This is a genomic window from Desulfobaculum sp. SPO524, from assembly GCF_044987625.1.
In the GTDB taxonomy this organism is placed as follows: Bacteria; Desulfobacterota; Desulfovibrionia; order Desulfovibrionales; family Desulfovibrionaceae; genus Desulfobaculum.
Window position 1 is genome coordinate 988,382 of the sequence record NZ_JBJDSB010000001.1, and the last position, 15,921, is coordinate 1,004,302.

17 protein-coding genes and 2 pseudogenes are annotated in these 15,921 nt (G+C 59.7%); 3 read left to right on the top strand and 16 right to left on the bottom strand.

Annotation, left to right across the window (positions count from 1 at the left end):
- Positions 1–360, top strand: coding sequence for a P-II family nitrogen regulator (locus ACI3L3_RS04135; protein ID WP_404843828.1), 360 nt, complete (start codon positions 1–3; stop codon positions 358–360).
- A 1,006-nt stretch (positions 361–1,366) separates the two neighbouring features.
- Here the strand turns inward: ACI3L3_RS04135 and ACI3L3_RS04140 are convergent.
- The 5 genes from ACI3L3_RS04140 to ACI3L3_RS04160 form a co-directional block, all read right to left on the bottom strand.
- On the bottom strand, positions 1,367–1,780 hold the full coding sequence (locus ACI3L3_RS04140) for a cytochrome c3 family protein (RefSeq protein WP_404843829.1): 414 nt from the start codon (positions 1,778–1,780) through the stop codon (positions 1,367–1,369).
- Positions 1,781–2,632, bottom strand: coding sequence for a precorrin-3B C(17)-methyltransferase (cobJ, locus tag ACI3L3_RS04145; RefSeq protein ID WP_404843830.1), 852 nt, complete (start codon positions 2,630–2,632; stop codon positions 1,781–1,783).
- Positions 2,533–3,606, bottom strand: a complete 1,074-nt coding sequence (locus ACI3L3_RS04150) for a cobalt-precorrin 5A hydrolase (protein ID WP_404843831.1) — start codon at positions 3,604–3,606, stop codon at positions 2,533–2,535. Before ACI3L3_RS04150 ends, cobJ begins: the two co-directional genes overlap by 100 nt.
- 16 nt (positions 3,607–3,622) lie before the next feature.
- Positions 3,623–4,891 carry a glutamate-1-semialdehyde 2,1-aminomutase gene (gene hemL / locus ACI3L3_RS04155; RefSeq protein ID WP_404843832.1) on the bottom strand — a complete coding sequence of 423 codons (1,269 nt, stop codon included), beginning with the start codon at positions 4,889–4,891 and terminating at the stop codon, positions 3,623–3,625.
- Positions 4,892–5,129: 238 nt separating this feature from the next.
- Positions 5,130–5,609: an Lrp/AsnC family transcriptional regulator gene (locus ACI3L3_RS04160; RefSeq protein WP_404843833.1), complete on the bottom strand. Its 480-nt coding sequence runs from the start codon at positions 5,607–5,609 to the stop codon at positions 5,130–5,132.
- A gap of 197 nt (positions 5,610–5,806) precedes the next feature.
- Between ACI3L3_RS04160 and ACI3L3_RS04165 the strand changes: the two genes are divergently transcribed.
- Positions 5,807–6,799, top strand: coding sequence for an NAD(P)H-dependent glycerol-3-phosphate dehydrogenase (locus tag ACI3L3_RS04165; RefSeq protein ID WP_404843834.1), 993 nt, complete (start codon positions 5,807–5,809; stop codon positions 6,797–6,799).
- Positions 6,800–6,951: 152 nt separating this feature from the next.
- On the opposite strand, the gene ACI3L3_RS04170 is transcribed toward ACI3L3_RS04165, so the two are convergent.
- Both ACI3L3_RS04170 and ACI3L3_RS04175 read right to left on the bottom strand, forming a co-directional pair.
- Complete coding sequence (locus ACI3L3_RS04170; protein WP_404843835.1) at positions 6,952–7,215, bottom strand: RNA recognition motif domain-containing protein; 264 nt, start codon at positions 7,213–7,215, stop codon at positions 6,952–6,954.
- A gap of 456 nt (positions 7,216–7,671) precedes the next feature.
- Positions 7,672–7,923 (bottom strand): annotated as a pseudogene (locus ACI3L3_RS04175) (secondary thiamine-phosphate synthase enzyme YjbQ); the annotation flags it as partial.
- A 121-nt stretch (positions 7,924–8,044) separates the two neighbouring features.
- On the opposite strand from ACI3L3_RS04175, the gene ACI3L3_RS04180 reads away from it, so the two are divergent.
- The gene (locus ACI3L3_RS04180) at positions 8,045–9,991 is read left to right on the top strand and encodes an ATP-binding protein (RefSeq protein ID WP_404843836.1); all 1,947 of its coding nucleotides are present in this window, start codon (positions 8,045–8,047) and stop codon (positions 9,989–9,991) included.
- On the opposite strand, the gene ACI3L3_RS04185 is transcribed toward ACI3L3_RS04180, so the two are convergent.
- The 9 genes and pseudogenes from ACI3L3_RS04185 to ACI3L3_RS04225 form a co-directional block, all read right to left on the bottom strand.
- Complete coding sequence (locus ACI3L3_RS04185; RefSeq protein WP_404843837.1) at positions 9,988–10,725, bottom strand: hypothetical protein; 738 nt, start codon at positions 10,723–10,725, stop codon at positions 9,988–9,990. The two genes, ACI3L3_RS04180 and ACI3L3_RS04185, sit on opposite strands and share 4 nt — an antisense overlap.
- Positions 10,715–11,113 (bottom strand): secondary thiamine-phosphate synthase enzyme YjbQ, encoded by a 399-nt coding sequence (locus ACI3L3_RS04190; protein WP_404843838.1) that lies wholly within the window; start codon positions 11,111–11,113, stop codon positions 10,715–10,717. Before ACI3L3_RS04190 ends, ACI3L3_RS04185 begins: the two co-directional genes overlap by 11 nt.
- Before the next feature lie 2 nt (positions 11,114–11,115).
- Positions 11,116–11,295 (bottom strand): YjbQ family protein, encoded by a 180-nt coding sequence (locus tag ACI3L3_RS04195; protein WP_404843839.1) that lies wholly within the window; start codon positions 11,293–11,295, stop codon positions 11,116–11,118.
- Positions 11,296–11,448: 153 nt separating this feature from the next.
- Positions 11,449–12,270: a precorrin-4 C(11)-methyltransferase gene (cobM, locus tag ACI3L3_RS04200; RefSeq protein WP_404844119.1), complete on the bottom strand. Its 822-nt coding sequence runs from the start codon at positions 12,268–12,270 to the stop codon at positions 11,449–11,451.
- Positions 12,271–12,276: 6 nt separating this feature from the next.
- Positions 12,277–12,921 (bottom strand): annotated as a pseudogene (gene cmk, locus ACI3L3_RS04205) ((d)CMP kinase); the annotation flags it as partial.
- Complete coding sequence (gene hisC / locus ACI3L3_RS04210; RefSeq protein ID WP_404843840.1) at positions 12,914–14,032, bottom strand: histidinol-phosphate transaminase; 1,119 nt, start codon at positions 14,030–14,032, stop codon at positions 12,914–12,916. The gene hisC and the pseudogene cmk, both read right to left, overlap by 8 nt.
- A 157-nt stretch (positions 14,033–14,189) precedes the next feature.
- A complete protein-coding gene (locus tag ACI3L3_RS04215) occupies positions 14,190–14,633 on the bottom strand; it encodes a universal stress protein (RefSeq protein ID WP_404843841.1) in 444 nt (147 codons plus the stop codon).
- Positions 14,634–14,646: 13 nt separating this feature from the next.
- Positions 14,647–15,111 (bottom strand): universal stress protein, encoded by a 465-nt coding sequence (locus ACI3L3_RS04220; protein ID WP_404843842.1) that lies wholly within the window; start codon positions 15,109–15,111, stop codon positions 14,647–14,649.
- 84 nt (positions 15,112–15,195) lie between these two features.
- Positions 15,196–15,639 carry a universal stress protein gene (locus ACI3L3_RS04225; RefSeq protein ID WP_404843843.1) on the bottom strand — a complete coding sequence of 148 codons (444 nt, stop codon included), beginning with the start codon at positions 15,637–15,639 and terminating at the stop codon, positions 15,196–15,198.
- Between the last annotated feature and the right edge of the window lie 282 nt (positions 15,640–15,921).

Sequence of the window (15,921 nt, forward strand, 5' to 3'; positions counted from 1 at the left end):
ATGAAACTCATCACAGCATACATCAGGCCCGAGCGCCTCAACGCAGTGAAAAAGGCCCTGTACGCCAAAGATATCTTCAGCATGACCGTCACAAACGTTCTGGGCAGCGGCCGCCAAAAAGGCTTCGTGGAGACCTATCGCGGCCTGCCGGTGGAAGTCACCCTGCTCAAGAAGATTCGCCTCGAAATCGGCGTCAACGAGGACTTTGTGGATGCAGCCCTCGACGCAATAACAGAAGGTGCCCGCACCGGAGCCGAAGGCGATGGCGTCATCTTCGTCACCGAGATAACACGTTCCCTGCGCATCCGCACCGGAGAGACGGACATCGCGGCCGTCGCCGCCACACGCGACGTCGCATAGCGCACCCCCCTTTCGTCCTCCCTTAAGACTGCCACCCCGACTGGTTGCCTCCTACCGGTCGGGGTGGTTTGTTTTTTTGTTTCTTTTGGAAGGATGGGGGCTGGGGGGGGGGAGGAAAGAGAGAGGGGGGGAAAGAAGAGGAAGAGCGGAGGGAGAGAACGCGGGGAAGAGAGGCCTTGGTGGTTTGACGTTGTGATGGCGGGGCCGAGAGGTGCTTTCGGTGTCGAGGGAAAGCGGCCTTGGTGGTTGGGTGTTGTGTTGGCGGGGCCGAGAGGTGCTTTCGATGGAATTTCTGTATGTTGTCGCCGTGTCTCCGACGGCCAAAGGGTGTTGGGGGAACCTTGCAGGATTCCCCCCGCACCCTCTGGACACCCGCCCCCCTCCGGCCGGAGCCGGATGAAGAGAGGTGGTGAGTGCGAGGCGGCCTCGGGCGTGGTTTTTAGGCTAGTGTGGGCGGACTGGCCGGGTGCTGTACGCGGGAGTTGGCGGTTGGCAGGTGTGGGCGTGCGGAACGGACGGGGCCGCTCTGGACGCTTAGAAGCGTCCGAATGCTCTGGTGCTTCTGCCCTTCGCGCGTAGGGATGGTGGTTGGGGAGTGTAGGGCTAAAGGGACATGGTCCTGCTCTTGGATGGCGGGCTGGCCGCCCTAAATCCCACTCCACACCACTCCACATCCTCCCGATTAACAGGGATTCTCACCGCCATTCCACAGCGCCAACGCCCCCCAAAAACTCCCCCCTCCCAACGACCGGGAGCCTCACAGGGGTGACGACAGTCCCTTCCACAGGCAACCGGTCTGTGCGCAAATGGGATCTCTAAGGGCCCACGGCCCTTAGACCTGCGGAGCAAAAATCTTCTCCCAGCACCAACACACACCACCCTCCCGGACGCTGCCCCGCGCCGCAATCCGGCCCCCCCCACAGCAAAACGCCCCAGCCCATGACGCGAAAGCTGTCAGGGGTTGGGGCGGTGGTGTCTTTGGCAACCGACCAGCACGCGCAAAGCGCTAGGAGCGGCGAACGCTGTGACAGCCACGACAACGCGTGGGGCCGGCGTTTTCATGGGCTTGCTGACGGGCCTTGTGGCACCCGCGGCAGCTCGCCTTGCCCTTGTGGAAGGCGTTTTTGAAGTAGCGCCCGGAGCGCATCTCGCGGGGGCAGTGCGGGGCGACCATGTCGTGACAGCCGGAGGTGGAGCATTTTTCAACACTGCCGAGGGCGTTCAGGGTGTGATGGCAATCCTGACAGGCCATGGAGACGTGCCGCTGATGTGGAAAGGGAACGCGCAGCTTTTGGGGATATATACCGCGGGGCCGGGTGACGATAACGCGGTCTGGCCTCTTGGGGGCGTTGACCGACAGCGCGGCCACGGGGGCGAGCAGTGCGAGGAGCACTGTCAGCCCGCAGAGGGTGCGTCGCATTTAGTCCTGTCCTTTCAGGTCGTACTTGTCGGCGTATCCTCTGGGGGTCAGGAGCGATGCTCCGGCAAAGCGGGTTTGGGAATTGCCGATGATGACAATGGTGAGCATATCGACGGTTTCCGGATCGAATTCATCGAGACGACAGGTACGCACATCCTGCCCTTCGCGGTAGGCGTTGCGGACGATGCCGACGGGCGTTGCGGGGTCGCGGTGCTCGCGGGCGCGCTCGACGGCGCGGGCAAGCTGCCAGTCGCGGCGGCGGGAACGCGGATTATAGAGCACGATGACGAAATCTGCGGCGGCGGCGTGGGCCACGCGATTTTCAATGCGCTCCCACGGCGTGAGCAGGTCGGAGAGGCTGACCACGGCGAAGTCATGCATCAGCGGCGCGCCGAGCAAGGACGCGGCGGCGCTGAGGGCGGGAATGCCGGGGACAACTTCAAAGGCAAGCTCACCCAGCAGACCACGCTGCTCGATAATTTCAAGGGCGAGGCCGGACATGCCGTAGACGCCGGAGTCGCCACTGGAGATGATGACAACGTTCTGACCATCCTGCGCGGCGTCCACGGCGGCGCTGACGCGGTCCAGTTCCTTCTTCATGCCGGTGACGATGTGCTTCTTGCCAGCTTTGAGGGAATCGGGAACGAGGTCCATGTAGGTGCCGTAGCCGACGATGGCATCGCACGCCTCAAGGGCGCGGGTGGCCATGGGGGCCAAAAGCGCGTTGTCGCCGGGGCCGAGGCCTATAACCGTCAGGGAACCTGCGCGACGGCGACGGTCACCCGGTCGCTTTTCGTTTTCTGGACGAGGAGCGTTTTCGCCCCTGCCAACAGCATTGCCGCTGCTTCGCATACGCTGGGTACTCCCATCCGCTCGATAACGCGCTGTGATGGGTTGGGCGCGTCCACGGCGGAGAGTTCTTCGGATTCATAAAAAAACAGACCGACGCCGAAATCCGCGGCGGCGGCAAGCAGGCCTTCCTCGTCGTTCTTGGCGACGATGCTCCCTAGCCCAAGGATGGAGCCGAGGACAAGGCCATTTTCCTGAAAAACAGCGCGCAGATGCTCCTGAATATCCTGCTGACTCACCCCGCGGCGACAGCCGACGCCAACGGCGAGACACGGCGGGTTGAGCACCAGCATACCGGGCTGCGGCGTGATGGTGGTGTGCGTCACAACTACGCCGGGCGCGCCGGAGCGCCACTGACCAAGGCTGGCAATGGGCGCAAAATGCCGGGACCAGTCGGGCAAACCGGGGCTGCGCGGGTCGCGCAGACCGAGCCAGTCGTCGGGGTCGAACACCTGGAGCACTTCGCCACTGAGGAGCGCTATGTTGGCGTCCTTGACGGCGGACAGATTGGCGATGCCAAGGCCGCGCTCCTGCGCCATGGTATCCAGCGAGGGCAGATCCTCGGTGTCCGTGGCTGTGGTGACAACAGCCTGCCCGGCGGTGACGGCGGCCACGGCGCGGGCAAGGTCGTTTGCGCCGCCGAGATGGCCGGACACTAGGCTGACGGCGTAGCGCCCGCGCTGGTCCACGGCCACAACGGCAGGATCGCGGTCTTTGCCGCGCAGCAAGGGCGCAACGGCGCGGACGGCGATGCCGGCGGCCGTGATGAACACGTGGCGGGTGTAGCGGGAGTAGGTCTGGGCCACAAAGGGCACAAGACGCGGGAAGGAGGCCGCGCCAAACTCGGCGGCAAAGCGTTCGGAGACGAACAACTCACCGCCAAGCTCGCGGGCAAGAACCCGTCCCAGACGCGCACCGGCCTGTGTCACGGCGTAGATGGCGACCGTTTCGTGATCGGCACGTTCCGGGACGGGCATACTGGTCTCCTGCGATTTAGAACTGCACCTTGCGCACGGCGGACAGGAAGGCGTCGTAGTCGGCCTCAGTGTGAGCGAAGGACGTAAACGAGCATTCGTAGCCGGACGGGGCGAGGTTGATACCGCTCTGGCGCATCTGACGGTAGAAGGACGCATAGCGCTCTCCGTCGGCCTTCTGCGCGGACTCGAAGTCCACCACGGGCTCTTCGGCAAAGAACACGGTGAACAAGGACGCCACGGTGTTGACCTGCACGGGGATGGACTTCTCGGCAAAGATGGCCTTCACGTCCTGCACAAGGGCGGCGGTGCGGGCTTCAAGGGTGGCGTAGTCGGCCTGCTCAAGGAGCTGCACGGTGGCGAGACCAGCGGCCATGGCCACGGGATTTCCGGAGAGGGTTCCGGCCTGATACACGTCGCCGCAGGGGGCGATGCGCTCCATGATTTCACGCTTGCCGCCGTAGGCGCCCACGGGGTAGCCACCGCCGATGATCTTGCCGAGGGTGGTCAGGTCCGGCGTAATGCCAAAGCGGCCCTGTGCGCCACCAAGGGAGGCGCGGTAGCCGGTGATGACCTCGTCAAAAATAAGCAGCGCGCCGTACTCGGTGGTCACGTCGCGCAGGCCCTGCAGGAAGCCTTCGGCAGGCAGGACAAGACCCATGTTGCCCGCGCAAGGCTCCACGATGACGGCGGCGATTTCGTCGCCGTGCTTGGCGAAGACGTCGCGGACGGCGTCGATGTCATTGTACGGGGCCAGCAGGGTGTGGGCCACGGTTTCCTCGGGCACACCGGGGGTGCCGGGGATGGACAGGGTCGCAAGGCCGGAACCGGCGCTGGCGAGGAAGCTGTCGGAGTGGCCGTGATAGTTGCCAACGAACTTCAGCACCTTGCTGCGGCCGGTGTAGCCACGGGCAAGACGCAGGGCGCTCATGGTCGCCTCGGTGCCGGAGCTGACCATGCGGACCATCTCGATGGAGGGCACGGTGCGCACCACGGCGTCGGCCATTTCGACTTCCTGCGCGCAGGGAGCGCCAAAGCTGGAGCCCTTGGCGGCCGCGGCGGCTGCTGCGGCCTGAACCTCGGGGTGGGAATAGCCAAGGAGCATGGGGCCCCAAGACATAACGAAATCAAGCAGCTTTTCGCCGTCCACGGTGGTGAGGTGCGCGCCCTGCGCGCTGTCGATGAAGAGCGGGTCCACGCCGACGCTCAGGCAGGCGCGCACCGGGCTGTTCACGCCACCGGGGATGACGTTTTTCGCCAATTCAAAAAGCTTGTGCGATGTACTCATATTGAACCTCCGGCGTCTGGGCGCGGCGCGTTGCGCCAGCCCTTCGGCCTTGTCCCCCATACAGAAACGTCTGTGCGGGATGTAGCCATGCGGGGGGCATCGCACGGCGGTCCGTCGCGTCACTCTCGGTAGCAGTTCTGGGCCGCGCGTGCGGCATCATCCATGGCGTGCTTCGCCCCGGTGGTGCGGGGCGGCGGGGAAAAGCGCCGCAGGCGCGGCGCGCCCGGACAGGCGGCGCCTAAAAGTAGACCATGGAGGATTTTTTCAGTTCCTTCAGGCTTTCCAGAACATCGTATTGCGTTACGCCGGTTTCCTCGATGAGTTCTTCGACGACGCGCTTGTAATCGTCCGGGGACTGGCCGTGAATCATGGTATAGATATTATAGGGCCAGTCCATGCAATTCCGGCGATGGTAGCAATGGGAAATTTCGGGACGGGCGGCCATTTTGGCGCCAACTTCGTCAATATCGACCCCGTCCTCCACAAACCAGGCAACCATGGCGTTGTGGGAATACCCGGCCTTCTGGTGCCTGAGGGTTGCGCCAAAGCGCCGGATAGCGCCGTCGGCCTTGAGGCCGCGGACAAGCTCCAAAACCTCTTCTTCGGTGACGCCGACTTCGGCGGCGATATCCGCGAAGGGCGTGGGGCTGTCGGGCAGATTGCCCTGAATCCGGCGCAGAACCTCGCGCTGGGACGCGGTGAAAGTGCGTGCTGCCATATTCTCGTCGTCCTTTGCTGTTAAGGGTGGTTCGGGCGTGCACCCGAAGGCCCAGTGATACCCAAGGGCTCGCCCCCTTGCAACCGCCATCCTTGCCTTGCGTTGGCGCGCAGGATATGTAGCTATGCGGCATGCCATCGGCATACGCAAACGCTGCCATCGCATCAACACCCTCTTAAACGGAGAGTCGCTGCCATATGAAGATAGCCGTGATTGGAGCTGGCGCATGGGGAACGACCCTCGCCAACGTCTTTGCCCGCAAGGGACTGGAAACGGTCCTCTGGGCCCGCGAACGAGAAGTGGTCGGCAAGATCAACCGGGACCATGAAAATTCTTGGTACCTTCCCGGCATCACACTGGATGAGCGCCTGCAGGCCACCACCGATGTGGCCCATGCCACCGAAGGCGCTGAATACTTCGTGTGGGTTGTGCCCTCGCAGTACACCCGCAAGGCGCTGGAGGGCTTTCGCCCCCACCTGCCCAAAAAACCAACCATCATCTGCGCCAACAAGGGCATTGAGCTGAAGACCTTGATGACCATGTCGCAGGTTGTGGACGACGTGCTTGCGCCGCTGAAGCCGCGCTTTGCCATGCTGTCCGGCCCGTCCTTTGCGGACGAAGTCAGCCGCGACATCCCCACCACCGTCACCCTCGGCTGCGCTGACGAAAAACGTGGCAAGGCCATTCAGGAAACACTGTCCTCCGAGACGTTCCGCATCTACACCACCACTGACTACCGTGGCGTGGAGCTTGGCGGCGCGCTCAAGAACATCATGGCCATTGCCGCCGGTGTTTCCGACGGCCTGAACTTCGGCTCCAACGCCCGCGCCGCCCTGATTACCCGCGGCCTTGCGGAAATGAGCCGCCTCGGCGAAGCGCTGGGGGCCAAGGCCGCCACCTTCCAAGGTCTGTCCGGCCTCGGCGACTTGGTCCTGACCTGCACAGGCGATTCCTCGCGCAACCGCCAAGTGGGCCTGAAGCTCGGACAGGGCCAGCGGCTGGTGGACATTCTGGAAGAGATGCGGTCGGTTGCCGAAGGCGTTAAAACCACGGAAGCCGTCTACACTCTGGGCCAAAAGCTCGGCGTCAGCCTGCCCATCACCGAACAGCTCTACGATGTCCTCTACAACGACAAAAACCCGCAGGACGCCGTGCACGAACTCATGACGCGCGGCCTCAAAGACGAATAGTCCCGCGCGGACAGACGCAAAACGACAAACGGCGGCTCCACAGGGGCCGCCGTTTTTTGTGGGCGGTCACCCTCGCTTCCGGCATAGCCCCCCAAAAAAAGCATAAAAAAAAGCCCACCAAAAGGTGGGCCTTAGATCGCAAAGTGTCTCGCTTAGTAGCGAGGACGACGCTCGCGGGGCTTGGATTCGTTCACTTTGATGTCGCGTCCGAGGAACTGCGAGCCGTCGAGCGTCTCAATAGCCTGTTCGGCACCTGCGGCTTCCATTTCCACGAAGCCAAAACCACGGGAACGACCGGTCTCACGATCTTCGATCACACGGGCAGAGGAAACCTCGCCGTAACCAGCAAAAAGGGTCTGAAGATCTTGATTGGTGCATTCCCAGGACAGATTGCCGACATAGATATTCTTGGTCAAAATAGATAAACTCCGAATAAAGTCATCCCCGAAAAAAGGTGGGGAAGTGTGTTGTGCACATGCCCTGATGGGCTATGCACTTCGCTCAAATCGATTTGTAGTTTCTACATGCAACCGGAGAACAAAGTCAAACGTTTTTCTTCTGTATTTGCAAAATAAAAAATACGAGCTGCGCCCATTTCCCCATACAACGCCCAATACACTACTTTAAACAGCAAATGCAAAATCAAAACATGAACTTTTGAGCATCATTTTTTCACTATACACCCCTTCGCACCTCAGCCATTCACTGTCTTTTCCCGAACAAAACCCTACATCATATCCATCGTACACCATCACCCCCTTTCTCTCGCCTTAGTGCGTCCTGACAAATGCGGTCCCGCTCGCAAAAAAGCCCCCGGACCAATCCGGGGGCTTTCATTTCTGCCACAGACACATCACTGCCGAAGCGCAGGGCTAAGCCCCAAGCCACTTCAACCACAGCTTGCGCGTCCGCGGGCCGTCGAATTCGCAGAAGTAGATGCTCTGCCACGTTCCCAGTTGCAGGCGTCCGTCTTCGACGATGACCATCTGGTCGCAGCCAAACATGCTGGATTTGATATGGGCGTCGGAGTTGCCTTCGGCGTGGCGGTAGTCGCCCCGGTGCGGGACGAGTTTTCGCATGTTGACGACGATATCGCGCATGACGTCGGGGTCTGCGCCCTCGTTCTTTATCTCCTACCCCAGTCTGTTTTTTCATGGGAGCAGGAGATCGGCCCATAGATTTGTGCTCCATCCTCTGGTAATGACATCGGTCACATACGACAGTTTGGACTCACATGGAGTAGCTATGCCCCCAAAGAGATTGCCTTTGGACTTACAATTTGATCAACGATTTCTTGAACAGTACGCCGGAACGAAGATCCTCAAAGATCCACGGACTGCTATTGTCGAGTTGGTTGCTAACTCATGGGACGCAGGAGCAACCAATGTTGACATCACATGGCCTAACTCGGACGCAGACAGGGCTTTCTCGATTACTGACAATGGCATCGGCCTTACCCCTGATGAATTCTCTAAACGTTGGTGGACAATCGCTTACGACAGGCGCCAGGATCTTGGTCCCAATGCGGTGTTTCCACCGGACGTGAATCTGTCCAAACGCCAAGCTTTTGGTAAGAACGGTAGAGGACGCTTTGCTGGCTTCTGCTTCGGCACTGACTATTTCGTTTCAACCAAGAAAAATGGCATTGAGAATGTCTTCAAAGTCTCCAAGGGGGTTGATAAACCTCTCGACCTTGAGTTTATAAGCTCCCAAGAGGCCCACGGCCACGGCACGAAGGTCTATGTTGTCCAGCCGAACCCCATACAGCTTACTCCTGAAGAAGCTCGCCAAGAGATTGGCATGAGATTTCTCTTCGACCCGGACTTCACGGTGAATCTTGACGGCTCTCAAATCAACTTCTCGGATATTCCACACACCAACCTCGCAAAGGAAACTTTCACCGTCAAAGGTGTTGGGGAGGTGACAGTGGTGGTCATCGACACACAGAACACGGATCGCACAACCTACCAGCATGGCGTCGCATGGCAAGTCAAAGGCCGAAGCGTGGGAAAGTGTTCTTGGAAAGGCCGGTACGAGCACCTTGTAGATGGCCGAAGGATAGAAGCTAGACGACTGACGTTCATAGTGTATGCGGACTGTCTTGAAGATGCCGTTCTGCCGGACTGGTCAGGGTTTGACCCCACCAGTGAAGCTGTTGAAGCTGTCTATGAGGCGGTCGGGGAGTTCATCAAAGAATTCTTATACGGGTTCTCCAAGAGCCGCATCGATGAAACTTTTCGGGAGATCAAGACTGCGAACGCCGACACTCTTCGGAGGCTTGGACCTGCAGGACGGGAAAACTGGAAACGCTTTGTCTCCTCAGTTCAAAAGGATTGCCCTAGCATCTCAGAGAAAGACCTCAAGAAGTTGGCAGACCTCATGGCGAGCTTGGAGGAGTCCAAATCGCGGTATGCGTTACTTCATCGCCTTGGGGAACTTAACCCGGACCAGATCGACGACCTCCAAGAAATCCTGAGAGACTGGACAGTTGATATTGCAAAAGCGGTGCTTGATGAGATCAAGACGCGCATGCTCCTATTGAATGAACTGGAAAAGAAGATCAACGATCCCGACACCGATGAGGTACAGGAACTGCAACCTCTCTTCGAGCGGGGCTTGTGGATATTTGGCCCTGAGTACGAAACCATAGAGTTCACATCAAACAAGGGCATGACAACCGTCATCCAGAAACTTTTCAATGGGAAGTCGAAGGGAAGTTTGAAACGCCCTGACTTTGCGATACTCCCTGATGGAACTGTTGGCTTGTACAGCTACTACCGGTTCGACGACGAAGGAGCCGAGGTTGATGTTGCTCGGCTAACTATTGTAGAACTCAAGCGTCCCGGTGTTGAGATCGGTGAGGATGAAATTTCACAGTGCTACAAGTATATCGTGGAACTCATGAGAAAAGGTTACATCACTAAAACCACAAAAGTAACGGGCTTCATTGTTGGCGAGGAAGTCGATCAATTCCATGCTGCTAAGCAAGAACGAGGAGACTTCATTACCCTTCAGCCATTGCTGTTTGAAACTATCATTAAGCGAGCAAAGAGCCGCCTGCTTAAACTCTATGATACTGTGCGGGATGTGCCTTTCTTAAACAGTAAGGAGTTGGAGGATTACCTCTCAGACGACATCATAGTCGATGGAGAGGATGGTTCTCAAACGAACCTGCCTCTCTCGAAATGCTAGTTGACCGAGACACCCTTCGCCAGCAGGTGGCTCTGTGAACTCCGAACAAATCGATCATACCTCTCGTAGAAGTCGGTAGCAATCTGGTTGATCTCCTCTGCATTTTTAAGTCCAGCCATTTCTTCCTCTAAATTGGCGTCTGACGGGTACACTCGGTTGTAGTCCGATGCCCCAAGCGGGTACGTCTTGTAGGCTATGGCGTGTAGGAGCTTGACTGCAAGAGAGATCAACTCTTTCTTGCCTTCTTCGAGCGTTTTGTCCTGGAACTGGTAGTTCGCAGCCTGCCAATTATCCACGAATGTCGCGTAGGGGTGTGTCTCCTTCCGTGAGAAAGAAGAGCTGAAGTCATGGTCTCTTGTGAAGTACATCACCTGGCGAGGTGGTAGCAGGTTGCAAAACTTACTGAACAGCTCGCCGTCCCTCACGTCGGCTGCACTTGGACCATTGGGACAGCTTCTCCCAAGCTCCTCAAAGGCTTTGCAAGTCGCATTGAACGCTAGGCCTAGCCCTACAAGGGCAAGTCCGTACCACGGTGGAATAACTCCAACGAATGGGAGTTCAAAATATTTCTGAAGGACAGCCTCTACAACACGTTCAAGCAAGGGAGTTGACACTATGGCCAAGCCCGCTACGACGACTGTCCACGTCATCCGGTTGTAGAATTTTGGGAGGAAGAGCCTCCATAGAGCACCTCCCGCCTTTATCCAATCTATCTTTTTGACTTTATTTAGCATTTAACCACTTCGCCCAGAGTTTTCGAGTCCTTGGACCATCGAACTCGCAGAAGTAAATCTTCTGCCAAGTGCCGAGTTGGATATTGCCGCCCTCCACGATGACCATCTGATCGCAGCCAAACATGGATGATTTGATGTGCGCGTCCGAGTTGCCCTCAGCGTGGTGGTAGTCGCCACGATAAGGCACTAGCTTGTTCATGTTGACCGTGATGTCGCGCACGACGTCTGGATCAGCTCCTTCATTTACCGTGATGGCTCCAGTGGTATGCGGGCAGTACAACAGCAACGCACCATCGGACCAACCGTTCTCGCTGATGAGGTGGCGGATCGCCCGAGTGACATCGACCATCTCTTCCCGGCTGTGGGTCTGAACTTGCAGCGTTTCCATGATCAATTTCCTTCCGGGTATTGCATGTCTCCCTCGTTCACCGTCACCGCGCCTGTGGTGTGCGGGCACCACAGCAGGAGTGCGCCGTCAGCCCAGCCCATGGCGCGGACCTTGTCCTGAACGGCGGATGTGATGTTCACCAACTCTTCCCGCGATTGCGTTGGGATGACGAGATTTTCCACAGGCGCACCTCCTTTTTCAACAGAGCCTATTCGATTCTTCGGCCGCAGGCTGCTGCATTCTAGTCCCCATACAGGCCAGCCCACATCCCCTTCCCCCACATACAACGCGGCCCCGCTGCGAAATTCGCGGCGGGGCCGAAGCGTCACGGCGCGCTAGGCGCGGTAGCCGTGGGCAAAATTTTTGTCGTACAGCTTAGAGACATGGTCCTCGTCATCCTCGCCGGGCAGGATGAGGAAGACGGTTTGCCGGGTAAAACCATTCTCCCGCGCGGTCACCGCAAGCTCCGAAAGCGTCGTATAGGCGAGTGTCTCCTCGGGCCAGCCCACTCGGTAGGCCACCACCACCCGGACATCACCCGCCAGCCCTGCGGCTTCCAGCTCGCTCTGAAGGCCCTCCGGATCACCTGCGGACAGATACACGGCCAGAGACGTGCCATGCTGCGCCAATTCGCGCAGCCGCTCGCCCTCGGGCACGGGCGTACGTCCCTCCATGCGGGTAATAATCAGCGTCTGCATCTTCTCCGGCACGGTGAAGGACAGCCCTGCCGCGGCGGCGCCAGCAAAGGACGCCGTGACGCCGGGAACGACCTGCCATGTGATGCCGTCGGCGTCCAACAGGCGCGCCTGCTCGCGCACCGCGCCATACAAGGCCGGATCGCCCGTATGCACGCGCACAACGGACTTGCCCGCCGCCACGGCCTCGCGGATAAGGGCGTGGGTTTCGTCAAGGTTCATTGGCGCGGAGTCGTACACCTCGGCATCTTCACGCGCTTCGGCAACAATGGCGCGCGGCACAAGGGATCCGGCGTAAATCACCACGTCGGCCTCGCGCACAAGGCGCTGCCCTTTCACGGTAATAAGCTCCGGGTCACCGGGACCAGCGCCCACAAACCATACGTCCGGTCCGTCCTGAGCGGGCGCTGCGTCAATACGCTCCGGCGCGGCGGACGCGCCATGGGCGCGCACGGTCTCCACGGTGGCGGTTATGGCGGCAAAAACCTCATCAATGGTCATATGCGAGGTGTCGATGATAACGGCATCATCCGCTGGGCGCAGGGGCGCTTCGGCGCGGTTTCGGTCCATGTCGTCACGCTCGCGAATCTGTCGGGCCAGCGCGTCCAAGTCGGCGGGCTTGCCCATCTCCTGCAATTGCTTAAACCGGCGCTCGGCACGCACTTCCGGCGTGGCGTCGAGGAAAATCTTGCACGTGGCATCCGGGAAGACCACGGTGCCCATGTCGCGCCCCTCCACCACAAGAGAAGTTGCGCGGCCAAGGCGCTGCTGGGCCACCTTCTGAAAGGCCCGCACCTGCGGCAGCACCGCCACGCGCGAAGCCATCATGCCCACCTCTTCCGTCCGGATTTCCTCGCCGATACGGCGGCCATTGACGAACAGCGTCGACGCCTCGCCCTCTCCGGACAACGTGAACTCCAGCGCGGCAAGGCGCGCGTCCAACTCGTCGGCGGCCAGCGCATCCGCCCCGGAACCAAGCTCCAATGCGGTGGTGCGGAACATGGCGCCCGTGTCCAGATAGGCCACACCCAAGGCTTGAGCAGTGCGGCGCGCCAGCGTGGTTTTTCCCACGCCGGCAGGTCCGTCAATAGTCACGACTAGCGGCTTAGGCATCGGCCAGAATCTCCTTGGCGGTGGCGATGAATTCACGGTTTTCCTCCGCGCTGCCGATGCTGATGCGCACCGAGCGCGGCATATTGTAGCTGCCCATAGGACGGATAATAATACCGCGCTGGAGCAAACGCTCCACAAATTCGCCCGCATCCAGCGGCGCGGCAGCTGGCATCTCCGTCAGCAGAAAGTTGGCCTGCGAGGGATGCACCGTAAAGCCCATCTCCGTCAACTCCGCGCGCAGATACTGCCGTCCTTCACTCACAGCGCGGCGGGTGGCGCGGACAAAATCCGCATCCTCAAGGGCGGCAAGCCCAGCCACCTCCGCAAGAATATTCACGGAAAACGGCGGCTTCACCCGCGCGCAATAACTGGCAAGCCACGCGGGCATAACGCCATACCCAAGGCGCAGACCCGCCAGCCCGTAGAGCTTGGAAAAGGTCCGTAGAATCGCCACATTAGGGAATGCGTCCAAACAGCCCATCAAGGAATGTGCGGACGGGTCCTCGACGAAGTCCATATACGCCTCGTCCACAACCAGCAGACACTGCGGCGGCAAACGCCGCGCAAGGGCCTTCAGGTCCTCCACATCCGGGGTGTAGCCCGAGGGATTGTCCGGCGTGGTCACAAAGCACAGGGCCGTATTCTCATCCGCAAGGGCAACCAGCGCGTCCCACGGAAAGCTGAAGTCCGGATTCAACGACGTCTGGCGGAATTCCACCCCGCACAGGCGCGCCTGAAGGCCGTACATGGAGAAGCACGGCGAAAAGGCAATGATATTGTCGCGTCCGGGGCGCGCCTTCACCCGCACCAGCAGGTCAATGATTTCATCGGAACCGTTGCCCGCCACCACACACTCCTGCGGCACGCCCAGATGCTCCGCCAACGCGCGGCACAGGCGCGGCGTCCCGGCCTGCGCATACCGGAAAGCCAGCGCGGCATGCTCCGTCAGCGCCTTGTGCACCACAGGGGAGGTGCCGAGGGGGTTTTCGTTGCTGGCCATCTTGACCACGCGGCCAAGGCCGTAACGCTCCTGAATCTCTTCTATAGCCAGTCCGGGGCTGTAGGGTTTGAACTCCGGCACCTGCGGCTGAACGGTCTTCTGCAAATCCATGACGAATGCCTCACGGGTGTGAGCGCGCGGCGCAGGACGCGGCGCACGCATAAGGGTGAACGGTTTCCTTTTGACTATGCGGGGCAGATGAGAATGGAAAGCGGCAGGAAAGTCAATGGTGCGGGGCGCTCGCAGCGCGCCCCGCACCACGGGGAATCTAGGCTTCAGGACGCACGGTGAGCACCGGCCTTGTGGCCGACTTCACCACCTTTTCGGCCACGGAACCAAACAGAAGCCTGTCCAGTCCCTTCCGGCCATGGGTGCCGATGACGATAAGGTCGCAGTCCTCCGCATCCGACATGGCAAGGATTTCGTCCGCCGGATAGCCGCTGACGACCTTCGGCGTGACCTTAAGCCCGGCAAAGTGCTTTTCCACAAAGTCGTCCATGCTCTTCTCCGCGCCGGAGATAATGTCGCCCACCACGGCGTTGAGCTTGCTGGCGGGCACATCAAACCCGGCGTAGTGCTCCAGCGTTGGCGCGGCGTAAAACACCACCACCTCGGCGGACATGCACAGCGCCAGCATGCGGGTATACTCCGCCACCTTGGCGCTGTGTCCGGAAAAATCAATGGCACAGAAAATCTTCTGAATGTCCTTCATACCGCTCTTCCTCCTATTCCTCGTCGTCCTCCCTCATTGCCCGAGGACGGACGGTGAGCACCGGACAGGGCGCGGCCAGCAGCACCTTTTCGGCCACAGAGCCAAAGATGACGCGGTCCAACCCCTCCCGGCCATGGGTTCCCATCACGATGACATCTGCGTGCATCCGACGGGCCTCGCCGACTATCTCCTGCGCGGGGTACCCGGTCGCCACGCGTGCCGTCACGTTTTTGCCGGGAAACTGCTCCGCCACAAAGGCCTTCATCTTGTCGTGCGCGCCCTGCATAATGCCGCCCACAAGGTCCTCAATTCGCGTCAGCGGCACATCAAAGCTCAAATACTGGTCAAAGGACGGCGCGGCGTAAAAAACCGTCACCTCGGCGTCACTGCATGCCGCAAGGGCAGCAGCATATTCCGCCACATATCCACTGTACTCCGAAAAATCCACCGCACACAAGATTCGTTTCATCTGCGCCATTGGCCTTCTCCTCCATGAAAAAAGGGCCGGGGTCCTCATGGAACCACGGCCCTTGGTGTGTGTTTTGGCAACGCTCCCCAGCCGTTAGGCTTCCGGGCGAATAGTCAGGACGGGGCATGCGGCACTCTTGACCACCTTTTCCGCCACGGAACCAAAGAGGATACGGTCTATCCCCTTGCGCCCGTGGGTGCCGATGACAATCATGTCCACGCCTTCGGTCTGGGCCGCCTCCAGAATTTCTTCCGCAGCATACCCGGTTCCCACGCGCCCTGTCACGGGAACGTCGGTAAAATTCTTTTCAATGAATTCATTCATGGTGGATTCCGCCCCGCTGACAATTTCGCCGACAAAGGTCTCGATGCTTGAGGGCGGAACATGGAAACCGACGTACTGATTGAGCGACGGCGCAACATACAGCACAACAACCTCTGCACTCATGCACTTGGCGAGGGCCTGGGCATATTCGGCAACGCTGGGGCTGTAGTCAGAAAAGTCGACGGCGCATAGAATCTTGTTCACTTGTACCATGGAACTTGCCTCCGGTTGGTGCTTGCAGCACTGGCATACGGCCAATGCATGCGTCCAGTATCAAGGAAAAGAGCGTTCCGGACCTTCCGGGAGTCATACACCTCATCCCTACCCATACTTTCCCCGGTTCGACAAGGGCTTTTTTCTTCCGTAAACTTGACGGGCATGCATGAAGGCATGCACAACTCCCTGCACGGCGCAGGAGCGCAACGCACCACCCACCGCTGGGGAATTTTTTGCCGCCGCGCGGCATGCGGAGCATCAAGCATTACGGAAAGTTGG